Raw genomic sequence first — 14,952 nt, 5'->3', positions numbered from 1 at the left:
GCCGCCGATTTTGGCGGGCGACTCCCCTTCGGTCATGCCGGCATCATGGCGAGCTGCCCGGCCCCTCGGCGGCTTGCAGATCGGTGGGTGGGATGCGGTCGGCCCCCCAGCTGCGATAGAGATAGTCGGCGACCCGATCTAGTTCGCTCTGGCTGACCTCGGCCAGTTCGCCGCGCTCCAAGGGATCGTAATGGAAGATATAGAGCCGCGAGGCGAACTGATCGAAGGGCAGGGAGGACTCGCCGAAGCGCTCGCCGTGGTCGGCGGTGCTGACCTGGATGCCGTCACCCCAGTCCTGTCCGCTGTCATTGTTGGGGTTGAAGAAGTAGACCCGCATCACCTCGGAGGGGTCGAGGTTGACCCGTAATATGGTGATGGCATGCCAGCCGATAAAGCGGGCGGCGCTATCGGTGACCGCAATGCCGGCTGGCTGAGGGTGAATCAGCGGCTGGTTGCCGTTGTAGTAGGGGTGATAGCTGGCATAGAAGTGGCGCAGGAAGGTGTCCAGCTCCTGGATCTGGCCGGTGGCCACGTCGACATTGATGCGAAAGCCGCGTCCCGACCACCAGCCGTGGAACTCCGGGTTGACCCAGCGGTGGGGGTCGCCCTCGCGGCCGATGCAGCGCCGACCCATCTCGGCATAGATGCGGTCCAGGTGCGGCACCACGATCAGCGACACCGGGTCGAGGTCCAGAGGGAGCGTCTGGGCAACGCCTGACAGGCTGGCCATCGAGGAGAGCGGCATGCCCTCGAAGTGAATGATGATCTCGTCGTCCCGGGCCGCCCAGGTCACCATCTGCAGCAGGTAGTCGGGGTCGTTGTAGGCCCAGATCGAGAGGGCACGGGCGGACTGGCAGGTCGGGTTGTTGCCCTGGCCGATGCCCAGCGGCTGGCCGAGCATGCATAGCACGCCCTCGAGCAGCCGAGCCCGCGGCGAGACGGCCTCGCCGAAGGCCAGGTTGAGTCGCGCCTTGGACCACTCCGAGAGCGACAGGCCGAGCTGTCGCCACATGGCCGGTGCGACCGGGGGTTGATAGAGAATGCCGCGCTCGAGCATCAAGGCCAGGCCGTAGGCGGCCTGGGGGGTGGCGGAGTGCACGCCACCGCGAATCAGTGCCGTGACCAGCTCACGATAGCAGAGCAGGCAGTCCCGCCCGGTGGCGGAGAGCCCCAGCGCCTCCGCCAGCAGATGATCGTTATGGTCCAGCAGGTGGCGTAGCAGCACGGGATGGTAGGCGGAGACCAGGCCCGTGTCATGCATGGCCCGGGCGAATCCGGTGGCCTCTCCCTGAAGCGCCGTCGCATCCATGCTGGACAGCCGCTCGCGGTAGACCTCCAGGCCGGGGTCCTCGCGACAGGCGCGGGTAGGGCCGAACAGCGAGCTGACCAGGCGGTCGGCTCCCTGGCCGCTGGCGCCCAGGTCGATTGCCGGGTCGGCCTGGCAGATGGCGATCTGGGTGATCATCTGCTTGACCGGATCGACCTGGATCGGGCGCTGCTCGAGGATCCGCCAGATCTCGTCGATCAGGCGGTCGATGATATGCTCATAGCCGATACGCTCGGCTAGATGGTGAAACAGGTGGCGGGGCACCTGGGCGAGTCGGCCCTGGGTCTCGCGTTCGGCTTCGCTGGGGGCGCCGAACAGCAGCCACAGGTTGATGGCCATCGTCTGGGTCAGGTAGTGGTGCGCCTGTTCCGCGGAAACCACGGGATGAAGGTACTCGCCCTTGGCTACCGCCAGCAGGCGCAGCTCACTGAGTGTCTCGATCACCACCATGTTGGGGTCGGCACTCTTCAATGCATGGGTGGTGAGGGTGGGAACCAGATACTGGGGGGTCTCCCAGTCGGAGCCGTCGAAGACGCCGGCCTGCTCCAGCCTCTGGGCGCGCGCCTCGATGGCGGCGGCACCGCCCTCCTGCAGCAGCACGCGGCGTGCGGTATCGAGCACCCGGGGCAGCTTGCCGGGCTTGGCGAAGTCGCGCGCCTCTTCCAGCAGGGTGGTTGCCGCGTCGAGCTTCTCCAGCAGAAGCTGAAGCTTGGTATCGTCGGGTGGCGTGGTACCGCCACCCGCTTGAGTGTCGTCATGCGTTGTCACGCTGACTCCTTGTCGTCAGGTCGTCATGGCTTCCCATGACGCCTAGATCGTGCGAGGAAATCAAGCTAACGCCCTGATTGAGACCTCAGCTCAGACATAGAAATCGAGCTCTTCCAGGCTCTTGAGCAGCTCCTTCATGCGTGCCGCTTCGTCGCCCTTGAAGTAGACCAGCCCCCAGTGCGTGCCGAAGGCGGTGCGCTTGGTGACCGTTTCCTCCAGCGGCGGCGTTAGCTCGTGGGATTCGAAGTAGGGGTCGTCCTCGACCTCTTCGGGAATCTCCAGCTTGCTGACCACGCGAAGCCGCGGATATACCCCGAAACAGCCGGCGTAGCCATCGGCGTCCTCGATCTCCCTGGGGAAGAACTCGGCGACCTCTTCCGGCGTGCTCTTGGGGTCGAACACCAGCATCGAGGCCTGGTAGGCATTGAATCCGTAGACCCGCTCGAGCAGCTCGAAGACCTTGAAGCCCGGCGGCCGGTAGGCGACCTCGCCGAAGTACATCTCGCCGTCGTTGGTGACGAAGTACTCGGGGTGGATCAGGCCAAACTCGATATCGAAGGCCTTGATCAGCTTTTCGATCTGGGCGGTGATCTGGGGGCGGTACTTCTCCAGCTCCGGCGAGGCCGGCACAAACACCGAATAGCCCAGGGTCACGTACTCGGAGATATTGAGGAACACGATCTTGCCGTCATGGATCCACGCCTCCACGGCGAACTCCCAGCCGTCCAGGTGCGATTCCATCAGCACCGGGAACTCCTCCTCGGGGATGGTATCGACCTCGTCGGGGGTGCGGATCACGCGATGACCGAGACAGCCAGCCTTGTCAAAGGCCTTGAGGTGGATGGGGTCATTGGGGTCGCCGTCGAGCTTGAGCAGGGTCTGATTGACCCGCTTCAAAAAGCGGATGACGTCGTCCTTATCGTGGGCTTCCTCGAAGATGCCGACGCGGATGCCGCCGAGCTGGGCGCGACGTTTCATCAACGCCTTGTCGCGCAGCAGCAGCGACTGCCCGTAGAGGCGCGGGCTGTCGAGCAGCACCGAGTTGATCGCCCCGGCCCACTCCACGGTCTCCTCGAAGAGCGGGATGGCCACGTTGACGTCCATCTCCTTGAGCGTCTCGGCGATCTCCATGGAGCGGTCGTTCAGGCGCTCGAAGTTCCATGGCACGTAAGGAATATCATGCTTCTGGCAGTACTCCTCTGCCCAGTCGGGCGCCACCACGACATAGCGTCGGTCGAAGTTCTCGGCGGCTTCGATAGCGTTCAGGCTCCAGCCCAGCAGGGCGATATGCCCCTTGTTCGGATCCTTCTTCATGTGGCGCCTCCTGTTATTCGCGATGGTGACCCCTGCCTGTCATGCCGTGCAGTGGTATTTATGGCATGTAGGGTAAGGGTAGTCTTCATGCTACAGCATGCAGCGTTGGCCAACATCCCGAACGCGATCATCACGCATCCTTGCCTGCGTCCGGTGGGGCTGTTATAGTGCGCATCCACTCGGCAAGACGTTGATCGATAACGTCAATCAGGTCGAGTTGGCATCGTCATGATGTCGTGCTGTGGTGGCCCCGTCGGTCCTCCCGCAACGCTAAACCGCAAACCCCGCCAGGCCCGGAAGGGAGCAACGGTAGTGGTGGACGCGTGTGCCGGGATGTGGCTGTCGGGGCCGCCTCCATTTCAGGCGGCCGAATCGCCTCGACATGTTCCTGGCTTCCTCCCTGGGCCTCGCCTGTTGTCTACCCCTGGTTTTCCTCTTCTTTAGGGTCCTCCTCTTTCCTCGTCTTCTTTTTCTTCGATTTGTGTCGCCTCAACGTTGCCTGTCGTGTGGCTGCCACCCTCTGCGTGGCCGATAAACGGTCGTTCGTTGGAAGGTCGTATTGGCCGCGGCCGCGAAGCGCGCTAAGGTGCAGCCTCGGCCTTTCCAAGGCTGTTCGATCCTGTCTCGATCGCAACAACTCATCAATACGAATAACTCATCAATACGAAGAAGAGGGAACATCATGATGCGGCGTCGAATTCTCTCCGCGGTGCTGGGCTCCATGCTGGTGGCCGGAGTGGCCCAGGCTGAGACCGTCAACCTGGGCATCACCCAGATCGTCGAGCACCCGGCCCTGGATGCCAGCCGCCAGGGAGCGCTGGATGAACTCGCCGAGCGCGGCTATGTGGAGGGCGAAAACCTCGAGGTCGACTTCCAGAATGCCCAGGGTGACACCTCCATCGCCGCTCAGATCGCGCGCAAGTTCGCCGGTGATCGCCCGGACCTGGTGCTGGCGATCAGTACGCCTTCGGCCCAGGCCGCGGCCTCGGCATTGCAGGATGACACCCCCATCGTCTTCACCGCCGTCACCGACCCGCTGATCGCCAAGCTGGTGAGCGACATGGAGGCCCCCGGCGCCAATATCACCGGGGTGGTGGATGCGCCCCCCCTGCAGGCGCAGCTGCAGCTGATCCGCGACATGTTCCCCGAGGCCAAGCGGTTGGGAGTGATCTATAACCCCGGAGAGGCAAACTCCGTCTCCCAGGCCGAGAAGCTCAATACGATGGCGCCGGAGCTGGGGTTCGAGCTGGTCGAGGTGACCGCCTCGCGCACCTCCGAGGTGATGGGCGCCGCCCGCAGCCTGGCCGGTCGCGCCGATGCCATCTACGTGCCGGTGGACAACACCGTGGTCTCGGCCCTGGAGAGCGTGCTCAAGGTCGGCTACGACGCCGATATTCCGGTATTCACCGGCGACAACTCCTCCGTCGAGCGTGGCGCCCTGGCTTCGCTGGGCTTCAGCTACTACGACATGGGACGCCAGACCGGCGCGATGATCGCCGACATCCTGGGTGGCGAGAAGGCCGGTGATCTGCCAGTGGGCACCGTCGAGAAGCTCGAGCTGATCCTGAACCGAGATGCCGCCGAGCAGATCGGCTACGAGATCCCGGCCGAGTTCGAGGAACAGGCGGTCGAGATCTTCGAGTAATGAGTCTTATAGCCTTCCTGGGGGCCATCGAACTTGGCCTCATCTTCGGTTTCGTGGCGCTCGGTGTCTATCTCTCCTTTCGCGTTCTCGACTTTCCCGACCTGACCGTCGACGGCAGCTTCCCTCTGGGGGCTGCCGTGGCGGCGGTATGGATCGTGGGCGGCGGCAACCCCTGGGTGGGAACCGCCCTGGCGGTGGTCGCCGGTGCCATGGCCGGCACGGTGACCGCCTGGATGGCGGTGAAGCTCAAGATCCTCAATCTGCTGGCCTCGATCCTGTCGATGATCGCGCTCTACTCGATCAACCTGCGGGTGATGGGGCGGCCCAATATCGCGCTGCTGACCGATGACACCATCTTCACGCCGCTGGAGTCGCTGCCGTTCAGCCGCTATGTCGTCTTCCCGCTGGCGATCCTCGCCGGCCTGGCGGTGGTGACGCTCCTGCTCAACCGCTTCCTCAACAGCGAGGTGGGGCTCGCCATGCGTGCCACCGGCGAGAACGCGCGCATGGCCTCTGGCAACGGCATCAATACCTCGGTGATGGTGCTCTCCGGCATGGCGCTCTCCAACGCCCTGGTGGCGCTGGGAGGTGCGCTGTTCGCCCAGAGCCAGGGCAGCGCCGACGTGACCATGGGGGTGGGTACCATCGTGGTGGGGCTGGCGGCGGTCATCGGTGGTCAGTCGTTGATCCCCGGGCGCACCATCCTGATGGCTACCCTGGCGTGCATCTTCGGCTCCATCCTCTATCGCCTGATGGTGGCGGTGGCGCTCAATGCCGACTTCATCGGCCTCAAGGCCCAGGATCTCAACCTGGTGACGGCGCTGCTGGTCGGCTTCGCGCTGGTGCTGCCGCGGTTCAAACGCAAGAGGCGTGTCGCATGATCGAACTTCAGGATATCCACGTCACCTTCAATCCCGGCACGCCGCTCGAGAACCACGTGCTCAAGGGGGTCGACCTGGTCATCGATGAGGGGGAGTTCGTCACCGTGATCGGTGGCAATGGCGCGGGCAAGTCGACGCTGCTCAATGTGCTGGCCGGCGAGGTGATCGCCCAGCCGGGGCGGGTGCTGATCGGCGGGCGCGATGTCACGCGGCTGTCGGCCTTCAAGCGTGCCGACCTGGTGGCGCGCGTCTACCAGGATCCGCTGGCCGGCACCTGCGGCACTCTGACCCTCGAGGAGAACATGGCGCTGGCCTTCGCTCGTGGGCGGCGCCGGCGACTGGGGCGTGCCCTGGACGGAGGCCTGCGCAGCCGCCTGCGCGACAACCTGGCGCGCCTGGAGCTGGGGCTGGAGGATCGCCTCCACGACAGCATCGGCCTGCTCTCCGGCGGGCAGCGTCAGGCGGTCAGCCTGCTGATGGCGGCACTGCAGCCCATGGAGATTCTGCTTCTCGACGAGCATACCGCGGCCCTGGACCCGCGAATCGCCAGCTTCGTGCTGGAGCTCTCCGCCGACATCATCCGCGAGCAGCGACTCACCGCGCTGATGGTCACTCACAGCATGCGCCAGGCGCTGGATGTGGGGCACCGTACCATCATGATGGATCAGGGCGAGGTGGCATTCGACGTCAAGGGCGAACAGCGGGCCGGGCTTCAGGTGCCCGACCTGCTCAAACTATTCGAGCGTGCCCGCGGTGAGCAGGTCGACGACGATTCGCTGCTGCTGGGGTGAAGGGGAGGTGTCATGCGTATCTATCATTCCGAAATGAGCAAGGCGCGTCGCGCCCGGACCGAGCTCGATGGCGGCCAGCTGGTGCCGCCCTGGGAGTGCCCGGAGCGGGTCGACATGATCCTTGAGGGCCTGCGTAAGGCGGGATTCACCGAGATAGTCGAGCCGGCCGAGCATGGCCTGGCACCGGTGCTGGCGGTTCACGATGCCGACTACGTCGACTTTCTGGCGACCTGCTGGGACGACTGGCAGGCGCTGGGGCGCGAAGGGGAGGCGATCGCCTGGATCTGGCCGACTCGCACGATGCCGGGGCGGCGAATCCCCAGCTGTGTCGACGGGCGCCTGGGCCACTATGCCCTGGGGGCGGACACTTCGATCTGCGGCGGTACCTTCGAGGCGGCACAGGCCAGCAAGGATGTGGCGCTCTCGGCCCTGGATCATGTGCTGGCCACAGGCGAGCCGGCCTTCGGCCTGTGTCGCCCGCCGGGGCACCATGCCGCCGTCGATCAGTTCGGCGGCTACTGCTTCTTCAACAATGCCGCGGTGGCCGCTCAGCGGGCGCTGGATGCGGGGTTGTCGCGAGTCGCCATTCTCGACGTGGACTTCCATCACGGCAACGGCACTCAGCAGATCTTCGAGCAGCGCAGCGATGTGCTGTTCGTGTCGATCCACGGCGATCCCATGACCTGCTTCCCCTATTTCATGGGCCACGCCGACGAGGTGGGGGAGGGTGAGGGGGCGGGCTATACCGTCAACTATCCTCTGCCGGAGGGCACGGGTGCCGAGGTATGGTTCCATGTGCTCGAGGCCGCCAAGGAGCGCATCCGTGAAACGGGCTGTGAGCTGCTGATCGTGTCGCTCGGGGTGGACACCTTCGAGGACGACCCGATCAGCGCCTTCAAGCTGAGCAGCGACGACTTCAGCGAGATGGGACGCCGCCTGGGGGCCCTGGGTCTGCCGACCCTGTTGTTGATGGAGGGCGGTTATGCGGTGGAAGAGATCGGTGTCAACGTGGCCAATGTGCTGAGTGGCATGACGTCAGGGGCTGTCGAGCGGGGTTAGGCCCGCTCGCTCTGTGCCTGCCGGCCGTGCTGGCGCCGCTGCACCTGCATGGCGTCCATGCGTGACTTGAGGGCGCTCTGGGTGGCCTGCAGCGCCTCGACCCGTATTTCCGCCTTGGTGGCGCGCTGCAGGGCCTCCTGGGCATGCTTCTGGGCCTCCTGCCTGGAGCGCTCCACGGCATCCAGGCGCGCCTTCTGCTCGGCGCGCATCTCGGTGATCTCCTGGCGCTGGCGGGCACGCTCCTCCTGCATCTCCTGCTTGAGCTGAGCGATCTGTTCGGTCTTTTCGCGTGCCTGCTCGAGGGCGCCATCGCGCTGGCTCTCGGCCACCGCCTGGGCGCGCTCGGCCTTGATGCGCTCCTCCTCGCTGGCGCGGGTCCCGCGTTCGGCGGTCAGACGCGCCTGCTGTGCCTCCTCCAGCTGTTCGCGCAGCAGGGCCACCTGCTGGCGCTGCTCGGCGAGTGTCTGCTGGGCCTGGCGGGCCAGTTGCCGTTCACGCTCCAGCTTGTCGCGCAGGCTGTCACGCTCGGCCAGCAGGGTGCTGGCGCGCTCATCGGCGATCTGCCCGGCGCGTTCGGTGGCCTCGAGCCGTTGTGCCAGTTCGTGGTTACGCCTTTCGAGGGCCTCGCCGGCCTCGGCCAGGGTCGTGGCGTCGGCGCGCGTCTCATCGGCCAGGCGTCGACCCTCGGTCAGCCCGGTGTTGGCATGGGTCGCCAGCTCGCGCTCCAGGGCGTCGATCAATGCCGCGGGAAGACGTGGAGCCGAGGGTTCGGGCACGCTGCGGGTATCACGCCAGGCGCTGAGGTGGCGCTGGACGATATTGGGTGAGCCGGTGCCGAGCAGCTCCAGCACCCGCTGCAGGGTGGGTTCGGCGCCGCGATGCTCGAGGTTTTCGGCCGCGGCGACGACCTGCTCGTAGGTAAGCGATGAGGTGGTGGGTACGCTATCGCGAGATGGGTTCATGGCATCGTCGTCCCTGTAATGATCCATGAGGGCCACACTAGCACAGCCCCACGGCTCCGGGCAGCGAAGGGCCGCAGATAGCAATACCGCTCAAGGCTGTTCCGGCGACAGGCCGTCGAGGGGGCGCTACAAGTACTTCCTTGTAGGCTACCTCGGCCATCCCTGGTCCTCGGACCCCCTCTTCGACCTGCCCCCGGCGCCTTTCACTATCACCCTGTCTGTTACCGCGATAGTCCTGCTGGGCAGCGCGGCTCGCTTTCCGCGGCGCCCACTGGACGCTAGAATGAGCGCTTCATGCCGGCGTTGCCGGCCTCCGTTTTCCCGCAAGGATATCGCGCCGCATGAGCTATCAGGTTCTGGCCCGCAAGTGGCGACCGCGCACCTTCCATGAGCTGGTCGGTCAGGAACATGTCCAGCGTGCGCTGGTCAATGCGCTGGATCAGGGGCGGCTGCACCACGCCTACCTGTTTACCGGCACCCGCGGTGTGGGCAAGACCACCCTGGCGCGAATACTCGCCAAGTGTCTCAACTGTACCGCCGGCGGCCGAGGTGACGAAGGGGTGACTTCCACCCCCTGTGGCGAGTGTGCCAGCTGTCTGGCCATCGACGAGGGGCGCTTCGTCGACCTGATCGAGGTGGATGCCGCCTCACGTACCAAGGTGGAGGACACCCGCGAGCTGCTCGATAACGTGCAGTATGCGCCGACTCAGGGACGCTACAAGGTGTACCTGATCGATGAGGTGCACATGCTCTCCACCAGCAGCTTCAACGCACTGCTCAAGACGCTGGAGGAGCCACCGCCCCATGTGAAGTTCCTGCTGGCCACCACCGATCCGCAGAAGCTGCCTCCCACGGTGCTGTCACGCTGCCTGCAGTTCACCCTCAAGCATATGCCGCCGGAGCGCATCGTCGACCACCTCGGCAAGGTGCTCACGGCCGAGTCGGTGCCCTTCGAGGAGAGCGCCCTGTGGTTGCTCGGGCGGGCCGCCGAGGGGTCCATGCGCGATGCCATGAGCCTGACCGACCAGGCCATCGCCTTCGGCCAGGGCCGGGTCGAGCATGCCGACGTGGCCGCCATGCTGGGCACCCTGGATCAGCACCATGTGCTGGCCCTGATCGAGGCGCTGGCCGATGTGGATGCCGCTCGGCTGCTCACCGAAGTGGGCAACCTGGCCGAGCATGCCCCGGACTTCGCCGGCGTGCTCGACGAGGTGACCGGCGTACTGCATCGGCTGGCCATCGCCCAGATGGTGCCCGAGGCCCTGGACAACGCCCAGGGCGATCGCGAGGCGCTGCTGGTTCTCGCCTCGCGGTTTACCGCCGAGGATGTGCAGCTCTATTACCAGATCGGCATCCAGGGGCGTGGCGACATGGCCAGTGCGCCGGATCTACGTACCGCGCTCGAGATGACCCTGCTGCGCATGCTGGCCTTCCGTCCCCAGGGCGTGCCGAGGCCGGCGACGACGCCGCTGCCGCTGCGCGGCAACTCCGAGGGGGGCACGCCCCAGGGGGGCGACTCCCCGCCTGCCGGTAGTCAGGAGACCGGGGGCAAGGCCGAGGGCGCGACACCGTCATCCGCGCCCTCCACGCCCTCCACGCCCTCCACAGCCCCGGCACCCGAGGCGCCTCGCCATCCTTCGCCATCGAGCGAGCCCCCTGCCGAGCCGTCGGCGCCACCGCCGCCATGGGTCGAGGCAGAGCCTGTGCCTGAACCGACCCCCCCTGCGGCATCGGAGGCGCCGTCACCGGCTGAGCCCGCTCCGGCAACGCCTTCGCCCGGGGCGGAAGGGCCATCTGCGATCTCGCGGCTGGTCGAGTCTCATTCGATGGAACAGGAGGCGACCCCGCCGGGCGAAGCGGAACCGGTGCCGGTCTCGGTTCCCGTTGCCGAGGAACCCGACTCGGCAGCGGTGTCAAACGAGACGAATGGTCACTTCAGCCACTCGGACTGGCTGGCGTGCTTCGAGACGCTGGGTCTGGGTGGGCTGACGCGTAACCTGGCCGCCGGCTGTGTGGTGGAGGAGGATGATGGCGAGCGGCTGCGGCTGCGCCTCGACCCGACGCTCTCCGCCATGCGCGCCGAGATCCATATCGAGCGCATGCAGCAGGCCCTGGCCGAGCACGGCGTCACGCGGCGGCTGGAGGTCGAGGAGGGCGAGATCCCGGCGAGTGTCGAGACACCTCGTCAGCAGGCCGAGCGTCTGGCCGCGCAGCGCCACGCCAGGGCGGTTGAGGCGCTGGGCAGTGACCCCCATGTACAGCAACTTCAGCGGGCCTTCGGGGCTCGCCTGATCGAGTCCACGGTGAAACCCGCCGGCGACCTACACTAGACGACTACTTACGCTATTAGACGACAAGAGAGGACACACCATGTTCAACAAGGGTGGAATGGGCAACATCATGAAGCAGGCCCAGGAGATGCAGGAGAAGATGCAGCGGGTCCAGGAGGAGATCGCTCGTGCCGAGGTGCTGGGCGAGGCGGGGGCAGGCATGGTCAAGGTCACCATGAACGGCCGTCACGACGTCAGCAAGGTGGATATCGACCCCAGCGTCATGGAAGAGGACAAGGAGCTGCTGGAGGATCTGCTGGCCGCTGCGGTGAATGATGCCGTTCGCAAGGTCGAGGCCAACTCCAAGGCCAAGATGTCCGAAGTCACCGATGGCATGAATCTGCCGGCCGGTTTCAAGATGCCGTTCTGATGAGCTTCTCCCCCCTCATCGAGCAACTGATGGAGTCGCTGCGGGTGCTGCCTGGCGTGGGGCCCAAGACCGCCCAGCGCATGGCCATGCACCTGCTGGAGCGCGATCGCGACGGCGGTCGGCGGCTCTCCTCGGTGCTCGACGACGCCCTGGCACGAGTCGGCTACTGCCGGCGCTGTCGAACGCTCACCGAGGACGATGTGTGCCGGCTGTGCGCGAGTCCACGACGTGACGACGACCTGCTCTGTGTGGTGGAGTCGCCCGCCGACCAGCTCGCCATCGAGGAAGCCGGCGGCTATCGCGGCCGCTACTTCGTGCTGCATGGCCACCTTTCACCCCTGGACGGTATCGGTCCCGAGGATCTGGGGCTCGACCGGCTCGAGGCCAGAGTCGGCGAGGAGGGGGTCGAGGAGGTCATCCTGGCCACCAACCCCACGGTCGAGGGGGAGGCCACGGCCCACTATATCGCCGCGCAGCTCACCGCCCACGGAGTTCGCCTGTCGCGCCTCGCCTACGGCGTGCCCATGGGCGGCGAGCTGGAGTATGTCGACGGTGGCACCCTGAGTCGCGCCTTCAATGGTCGCCTGCCGTTCCGGAGCGAGTGAGCCTGCGCTCGATTGCTCCACCCCATTCAACACTGCCGGAACCCCGATGCCCCTGACCCCCGAGATACACTGGATCGATACCCCCGAGGCGCTGGATGCCGCCTGTGAGGCGGTGAAAAATGACGATGTCATCGCCCTGGATACCGAGTTCTTTCGCGAGAACACCTTCTATCCGGTGCCGGCGCTGATTCAATTTTCCGCCGGCGGCGTGGCCTGGCTGGTGGATCCCCAGGCCGTGACATGTACCGCCGCCTTCCGGCGTCTGCTGGCCGAAGGGCCGCTCAAGCTGCTGCACGCCGCCAGCGAGGACCTGGAGGTCTTCACGCGCTGGGCCGGTGTGACGCCGCGCCCGCTGGTGGATACCCAGGTCGCCCAGGGCCTTTTGGGCGACAATCCCGGCATGGGCTATCAGAAGCTGGTGGAGCACTGGGTCGGCGAGACCCTGCCCAAGGACGAGACCCGCTCCGACTGGCTGGTACGCCCGCTCTCGGAGACCCAGCTGCAATATGCCGCCCTGGATGTGGTCTATCTGGTGCAGGTATGGGAGCAGCAGCGCCGCGAGCTCGAACGATTGGGGCGTAGCGAGTGGCTTCAGGCCGATGGTGAGGCGATGCTGGCCCAGGCCGAGCGCAGCGTCGAGGCCGATGGGCAGTGGTATCTGCGCCAGCGTCAGCTGTGGCGCCTGGCGCCGCGCCAGATCGAGGCCTACCGGCGGATGACCATCTGGCGCGAAGGCGAGGCCCGCGCTCGCAATCTGCCCAGGGGTTGGCTGGTGCATGACCGAGTACTGTTCGCGATCGCCGAGGCGATGCCCCGGAATCGCCATGAGCTGGCGCGGATCGAAGGTGTCAAGCCGAGTCTGGTCAAGCGCGACGGCGACACCCTGCTGGCGCTGGTGGCCGAGGCGCAGCACCTTGATGAGACCGAGCTCCCCGGCGAGCTGCCATCGCCCATGGAGCCCGAGTTCAAGCGTGGCATCAAGACGCTGAAGAAGGTGGTGAATGCCGAGGCCGAGGCGCTGGGTGTGGCCCCGGAGGTATTGATGCGTCGTCGCGATCTGGAGGCCCTGCTGGTGGCCCACCTGGAAAGGAGTCACCCGCCGTTGCCGACGGGGTGGCGCGGTGAACGCCTGAACACGGGGTTGATGAAGGCCCTGGAGGAACTACCGAGATGAGTGATGACCGGATGTCCGGCGACCGCCTGCTGTGCCAGGTATTCAAGAGTTCGCGCAAGGATGAGATGTATCTCTATGTCGACAAGCGCGAGGGCACGGAGCGCGTTCCCGGCCCCCTGCTGGAGCGTTTCGGCAAGCCGGTACCGGCCATGACGCTGATCCTCAGTCCCGAGAAACGGCTGGGGCGTGCCAGTGCCGTGGAGGTGATGCAGGCGATCCGTGACAACGGCTTCTACCTGCAGATGCCCCCAGCCAAGGAGGAGTATCTGCTGGACCTCTACCGCACTCCAACCCAGGCGCGTTACTGACCCGATGTGACCGTCGCCGCGGAGGAAACAACATGCGAGAACGTTTCTGGGAGCACTACCCCCTCGAAGAGCTGACCGCTGAGGAGTGGGAGGCGCTCTGTGACGGGTGCGGTCAGTGCTGCCTGCTCAAGTTCCAGGATGACGAGTCCGGCGAGCTGGCGGTGCTCAACCTGGCGTGCGAGCTGCTGGATATCCAGAGCTGCCGCTGCAGCGACTATCCCAATCGCCTGGAGCGGGTGCCGGAGTGCACCCGGCTGACGCCGGAGCGAGTGGACGAATTTCGCTGGCTACCGCGCTCCTGCGCCTATCGGCGGGTCGCCGAGGGCCGCAAGCTGGCCGCCTGGCATCCGCTGATCAGCGGTGATCCGGAGCGCGTTCATCGCAAGGGCGTCAGCGTACGCAGCTTTGCGGTCAGCAGCAGAGGGGTCCCCGAGGAGCACTACGAAGACCATATCATCGCGATCCTGCCCATCGACGGCTGACGTCGCCAGCCCACCCCTCCCTTCAGCGGGGATGCCGCCTTCACTGCATGCCTGTGACGCCTCGCCGATGGGCGTTCAGGCCCCTCATCTTGCACCCTCGTTTTATGGCCTCGTTATATGGCGCCGACCACCGGCGGGAACTATCCTTGATATGTGTAACAGATTGTTTTAGGCATGGGCATATTTGCCCAACGCATGACGCCGCTTATCGAGAGGTGCGGGGTCGGGGGGATCGAACATGAAAGGCTTCAGGAAACTAGCGTTGGTCATGGCGGTGGGTGCCCTGGCCTCGTCCGGCGTTGCGGCGCAATCCTCTTCATGGAGCGGCGATCCGCTCAGTGATGATGAGATGGCGGAGATGTTCAATGACCTCATGAATGAGGGCCGCGTGCTCGACAACCAGGAGATGTCGCAGCTGCAGTCGTGGCTGCCGACGCGGCTGAGTCCCGAGCAGTTGTTGCTACTCTATCCGCCGAGCGCTGGAGACCAGGAAACGGATATGTCCGGCGCTCGCGACGGAGGTGAGGGTGTGTTGGTTGCCAGCAACGACGGCAGCGATGACGGAACGGACGACGGCTCCGATGATGGAGCGGACGACGGCAGCGACGATGGAACGGACGACGGCTCCGATGATGGAACGGACGACGGCTCCGATGATGGAACGGACGACGGCTCCGACGATGGAACGGACGATGGCTCCGACGATGGATCGGATGACGGATCCGATGGCGGCACTGATGGCGGCACTGATGGTGGGGGCGGAGGTGGTGGTCCCGGCGGTGGCTCAGGTGGCGGCGGCTCGGGTGGTGGCTCCGGCGGCGGCTCGGGTGGTGGTTCCGGCGGTGGCTCGGGTGGCGGTTCCGGCGGCGGCTCGGGTGGCGGCTCGGGTGGTGGTTCCGGCGGCGGCTCGGGTGGCGGTTCCGGCGGTGGCTCGGG

Annotated in this window: 14 protein-coding genes and 1 other RNA gene; 12 read left to right on the top strand and 3 right to left on the bottom strand. The window is 65.8% G+C overall.

The features are described 5' to 3' along the window. Positions 1–43 precede the first annotated feature (43 nt). On the bottom strand, positions 44–2,095 hold the full coding sequence (locus tag IOC61_RS00540; RefSeq protein ID WP_195686957.1) for a hypothetical protein: 2,052 nt from the start codon (positions 2,093–2,095) through the stop codon (positions 44–46). 90 nt (positions 2,096–2,185) lie between these two features. Then, positions 2,186–3,409: an ATP-grasp domain-containing protein gene (locus IOC61_RS00535; RefSeq protein WP_195686956.1), complete on the bottom strand. Its 1,224-nt coding sequence runs from the start codon at positions 3,407–3,409 to the stop codon at positions 2,186–2,188. 251 nt (positions 3,410–3,660) lie between these two features. Here IOC61_RS00535 and ffs point away from each other — a divergent pair. The 5 genes from ffs (at position 3,661) to IOC61_RS00510 (ending at position 7,785) form a co-directional block, all read left to right on the top strand. Then, an RNA gene (gene ffs / locus IOC61_RS00530) (signal recognition particle sRNA small type) lies at positions 3,661–3,757 on the top strand. A gap of 334 nt (positions 3,758–4,091) precedes the next feature. After that, positions 4,092–5,054, top strand: a complete 963-nt coding sequence (locus IOC61_RS00525) for an ABC transporter substrate-binding protein (RefSeq protein ID WP_229332835.1) — start codon at positions 4,092–4,094, stop codon at positions 5,052–5,054. Further along, positions 5,054–5,935: an ABC transporter permease gene (locus IOC61_RS00520; RefSeq protein ID WP_195686955.1), complete on the top strand. Its 882-nt coding sequence runs from the start codon at positions 5,054–5,056 to the stop codon at positions 5,933–5,935. The genes IOC61_RS00525 and IOC61_RS00520 overlap by 1 nt, the downstream gene beginning before the upstream one ends. Next, entirely contained in the window at positions 5,932–6,726 is a 795-nt protein-coding gene (locus tag IOC61_RS00515; protein ID WP_195686954.1) for an ABC transporter ATP-binding protein, read from the top strand. The genes IOC61_RS00520 and IOC61_RS00515 overlap by 4 nt, the downstream gene beginning before the upstream one ends. 12 nt (positions 6,727–6,738) lie before the next feature. Next, positions 6,739–7,785: a histone deacetylase family protein gene (locus IOC61_RS00510; protein WP_195686953.1), complete on the top strand. Its 1,047-nt coding sequence runs from the start codon at positions 6,739–6,741 to the stop codon at positions 7,783–7,785. Here the strand turns inward: IOC61_RS00510 and IOC61_RS00505 are convergent. After that, positions 7,782–8,747: a DNA-binding protein gene (locus tag IOC61_RS00505; protein WP_195686952.1), complete on the bottom strand. Its 966-nt coding sequence runs from the start codon at positions 8,745–8,747 to the stop codon at positions 7,782–7,784. The genes IOC61_RS00510 and IOC61_RS00505 overlap by 4 nt on opposite strands. 341 nt (positions 8,748–9,088) lie before the next feature. On the opposite strand from IOC61_RS00505, the gene dnaX reads away from it, so the two are divergent. The 7 genes from dnaX to IOC61_RS00470 all read left to right on the top strand — a co-directional run. Further along, positions 9,089–11,077, top strand: a complete 1,989-nt coding sequence (dnaX, locus tag IOC61_RS00500; protein WP_195686951.1) for a DNA polymerase III subunit gamma/tau — start codon at positions 9,089–9,091, stop codon at positions 11,075–11,077. A 40-nt stretch (positions 11,078–11,117) separates the two neighbouring features. Next, a complete protein-coding gene (locus IOC61_RS00495; protein WP_132041440.1) occupies positions 11,118–11,447 on the top strand; it encodes a YbaB/EbfC family nucleoid-associated protein in 330 nt (109 codons plus the stop codon). After that, positions 11,447–12,052: a recombination mediator RecR gene (recR, locus tag IOC61_RS00490; protein WP_195686950.1), complete on the top strand. Its 606-nt coding sequence runs from the start codon at positions 11,447–11,449 to the stop codon at positions 12,050–12,052. The genes IOC61_RS00495 and recR overlap by 1 nt, the downstream gene beginning before the upstream one ends. Positions 12,053–12,098: 46 nt before the next feature. Then, complete coding sequence (gene rnd, locus IOC61_RS00485; protein ID WP_195686949.1) at positions 12,099–13,226, top strand: ribonuclease D; 1,128 nt, start codon at positions 12,099–12,101, stop codon at positions 13,224–13,226. Then, positions 13,223–13,534, top strand: coding sequence for a YcgL domain-containing protein (locus IOC61_RS00480; protein WP_195686948.1), 312 nt, complete (start codon positions 13,223–13,225; stop codon positions 13,532–13,534). Before rnd ends, IOC61_RS00480 begins: the two co-directional genes overlap by 4 nt. A gap of 32 nt (positions 13,535–13,566) precedes the next feature. Continuing rightward, positions 13,567–14,016 (top strand): YcgN family cysteine cluster protein, encoded by a 450-nt coding sequence (locus tag IOC61_RS00475; RefSeq protein WP_195686947.1) that lies wholly within the window; start codon positions 13,567–13,569, stop codon positions 14,014–14,016. A gap of 238 nt (positions 14,017–14,254) precedes the next feature. Beyond that, positions 14,255–14,952: hypothetical protein (locus tag IOC61_RS00470; RefSeq protein WP_229332834.1), on the top strand; the 698-nt coding region annotated here is incomplete at its 3' end.

Source organism: Halomonas sp. KAO (assembly GCF_015595025.1).
In the GTDB taxonomy this organism is placed as follows: Bacteria; Pseudomonadota; Gammaproteobacteria; order Pseudomonadales; family Halomonadaceae; genus Halomonas.
This window is presented reverse-complemented; position numbering and strand designations above follow the sequence as displayed.

Coding starts and splice junctions, on each gene's coding strand:
- IOC61_RS00535 (WP_195686956.1), bottom strand. CDS start 3,409: ATGAAGAAGGATCCGAACAAGGGGCATATCGCCCTGCTGGGCTGGAGC.
- IOC61_RS00525 (WP_229332835.1), top strand. CDS start 4,092: ATGATGCGGCGTCGAATTCTCTCCGCGGTGCTGGGCTCCATGCTGGTG.
- IOC61_RS00520 (WP_195686955.1), top strand. CDS start 5,054: ATGAGTCTTATAGCCTTCCTGGGGGCCATCGAACTTGGCCTCATCTTC.
- IOC61_RS00515 (WP_195686954.1), top strand. CDS start 5,932: ATGATCGAACTTCAGGATATCCACGTCACCTTCAATCCCGGCACGCCG.
- IOC61_RS00510 (WP_195686953.1), top strand. CDS start 6,739: ATGCGTATCTATCATTCCGAAATGAGCAAGGCGCGTCGCGCCCGGACC.
- IOC61_RS00505 (WP_195686952.1), bottom strand. CDS start 8,747: ATGAACCCATCTCGCGATAGCGTACCCACCACCTCATCGCTTACCTAC.
- dnaX (WP_195686951.1), top strand. CDS start 9,089: ATGAGCTATCAGGTTCTGGCCCGCAAGTGGCGACCGCGCACCTTCCAT.
- IOC61_RS00495 (WP_132041440.1), top strand. CDS start 11,118: ATGTTCAACAAGGGTGGAATGGGCAACATCATGAAGCAGGCCCAGGAG.
- recR (WP_195686950.1), top strand. CDS start 11,447: ATGAGCTTCTCCCCCCTCATCGAGCAACTGATGGAGTCGCTGCGGGTG.
- rnd (WP_195686949.1), top strand. CDS start 12,099: ATGCCCCTGACCCCCGAGATACACTGGATCGATACCCCCGAGGCGCTG.
- IOC61_RS00480 (WP_195686948.1), top strand. CDS start 13,223: ATGAGTGATGACCGGATGTCCGGCGACCGCCTGCTGTGCCAGGTATTC.
- IOC61_RS00475 (WP_195686947.1), top strand. CDS start 13,567: ATGCGAGAACGTTTCTGGGAGCACTACCCCCTCGAAGAGCTGACCGCT.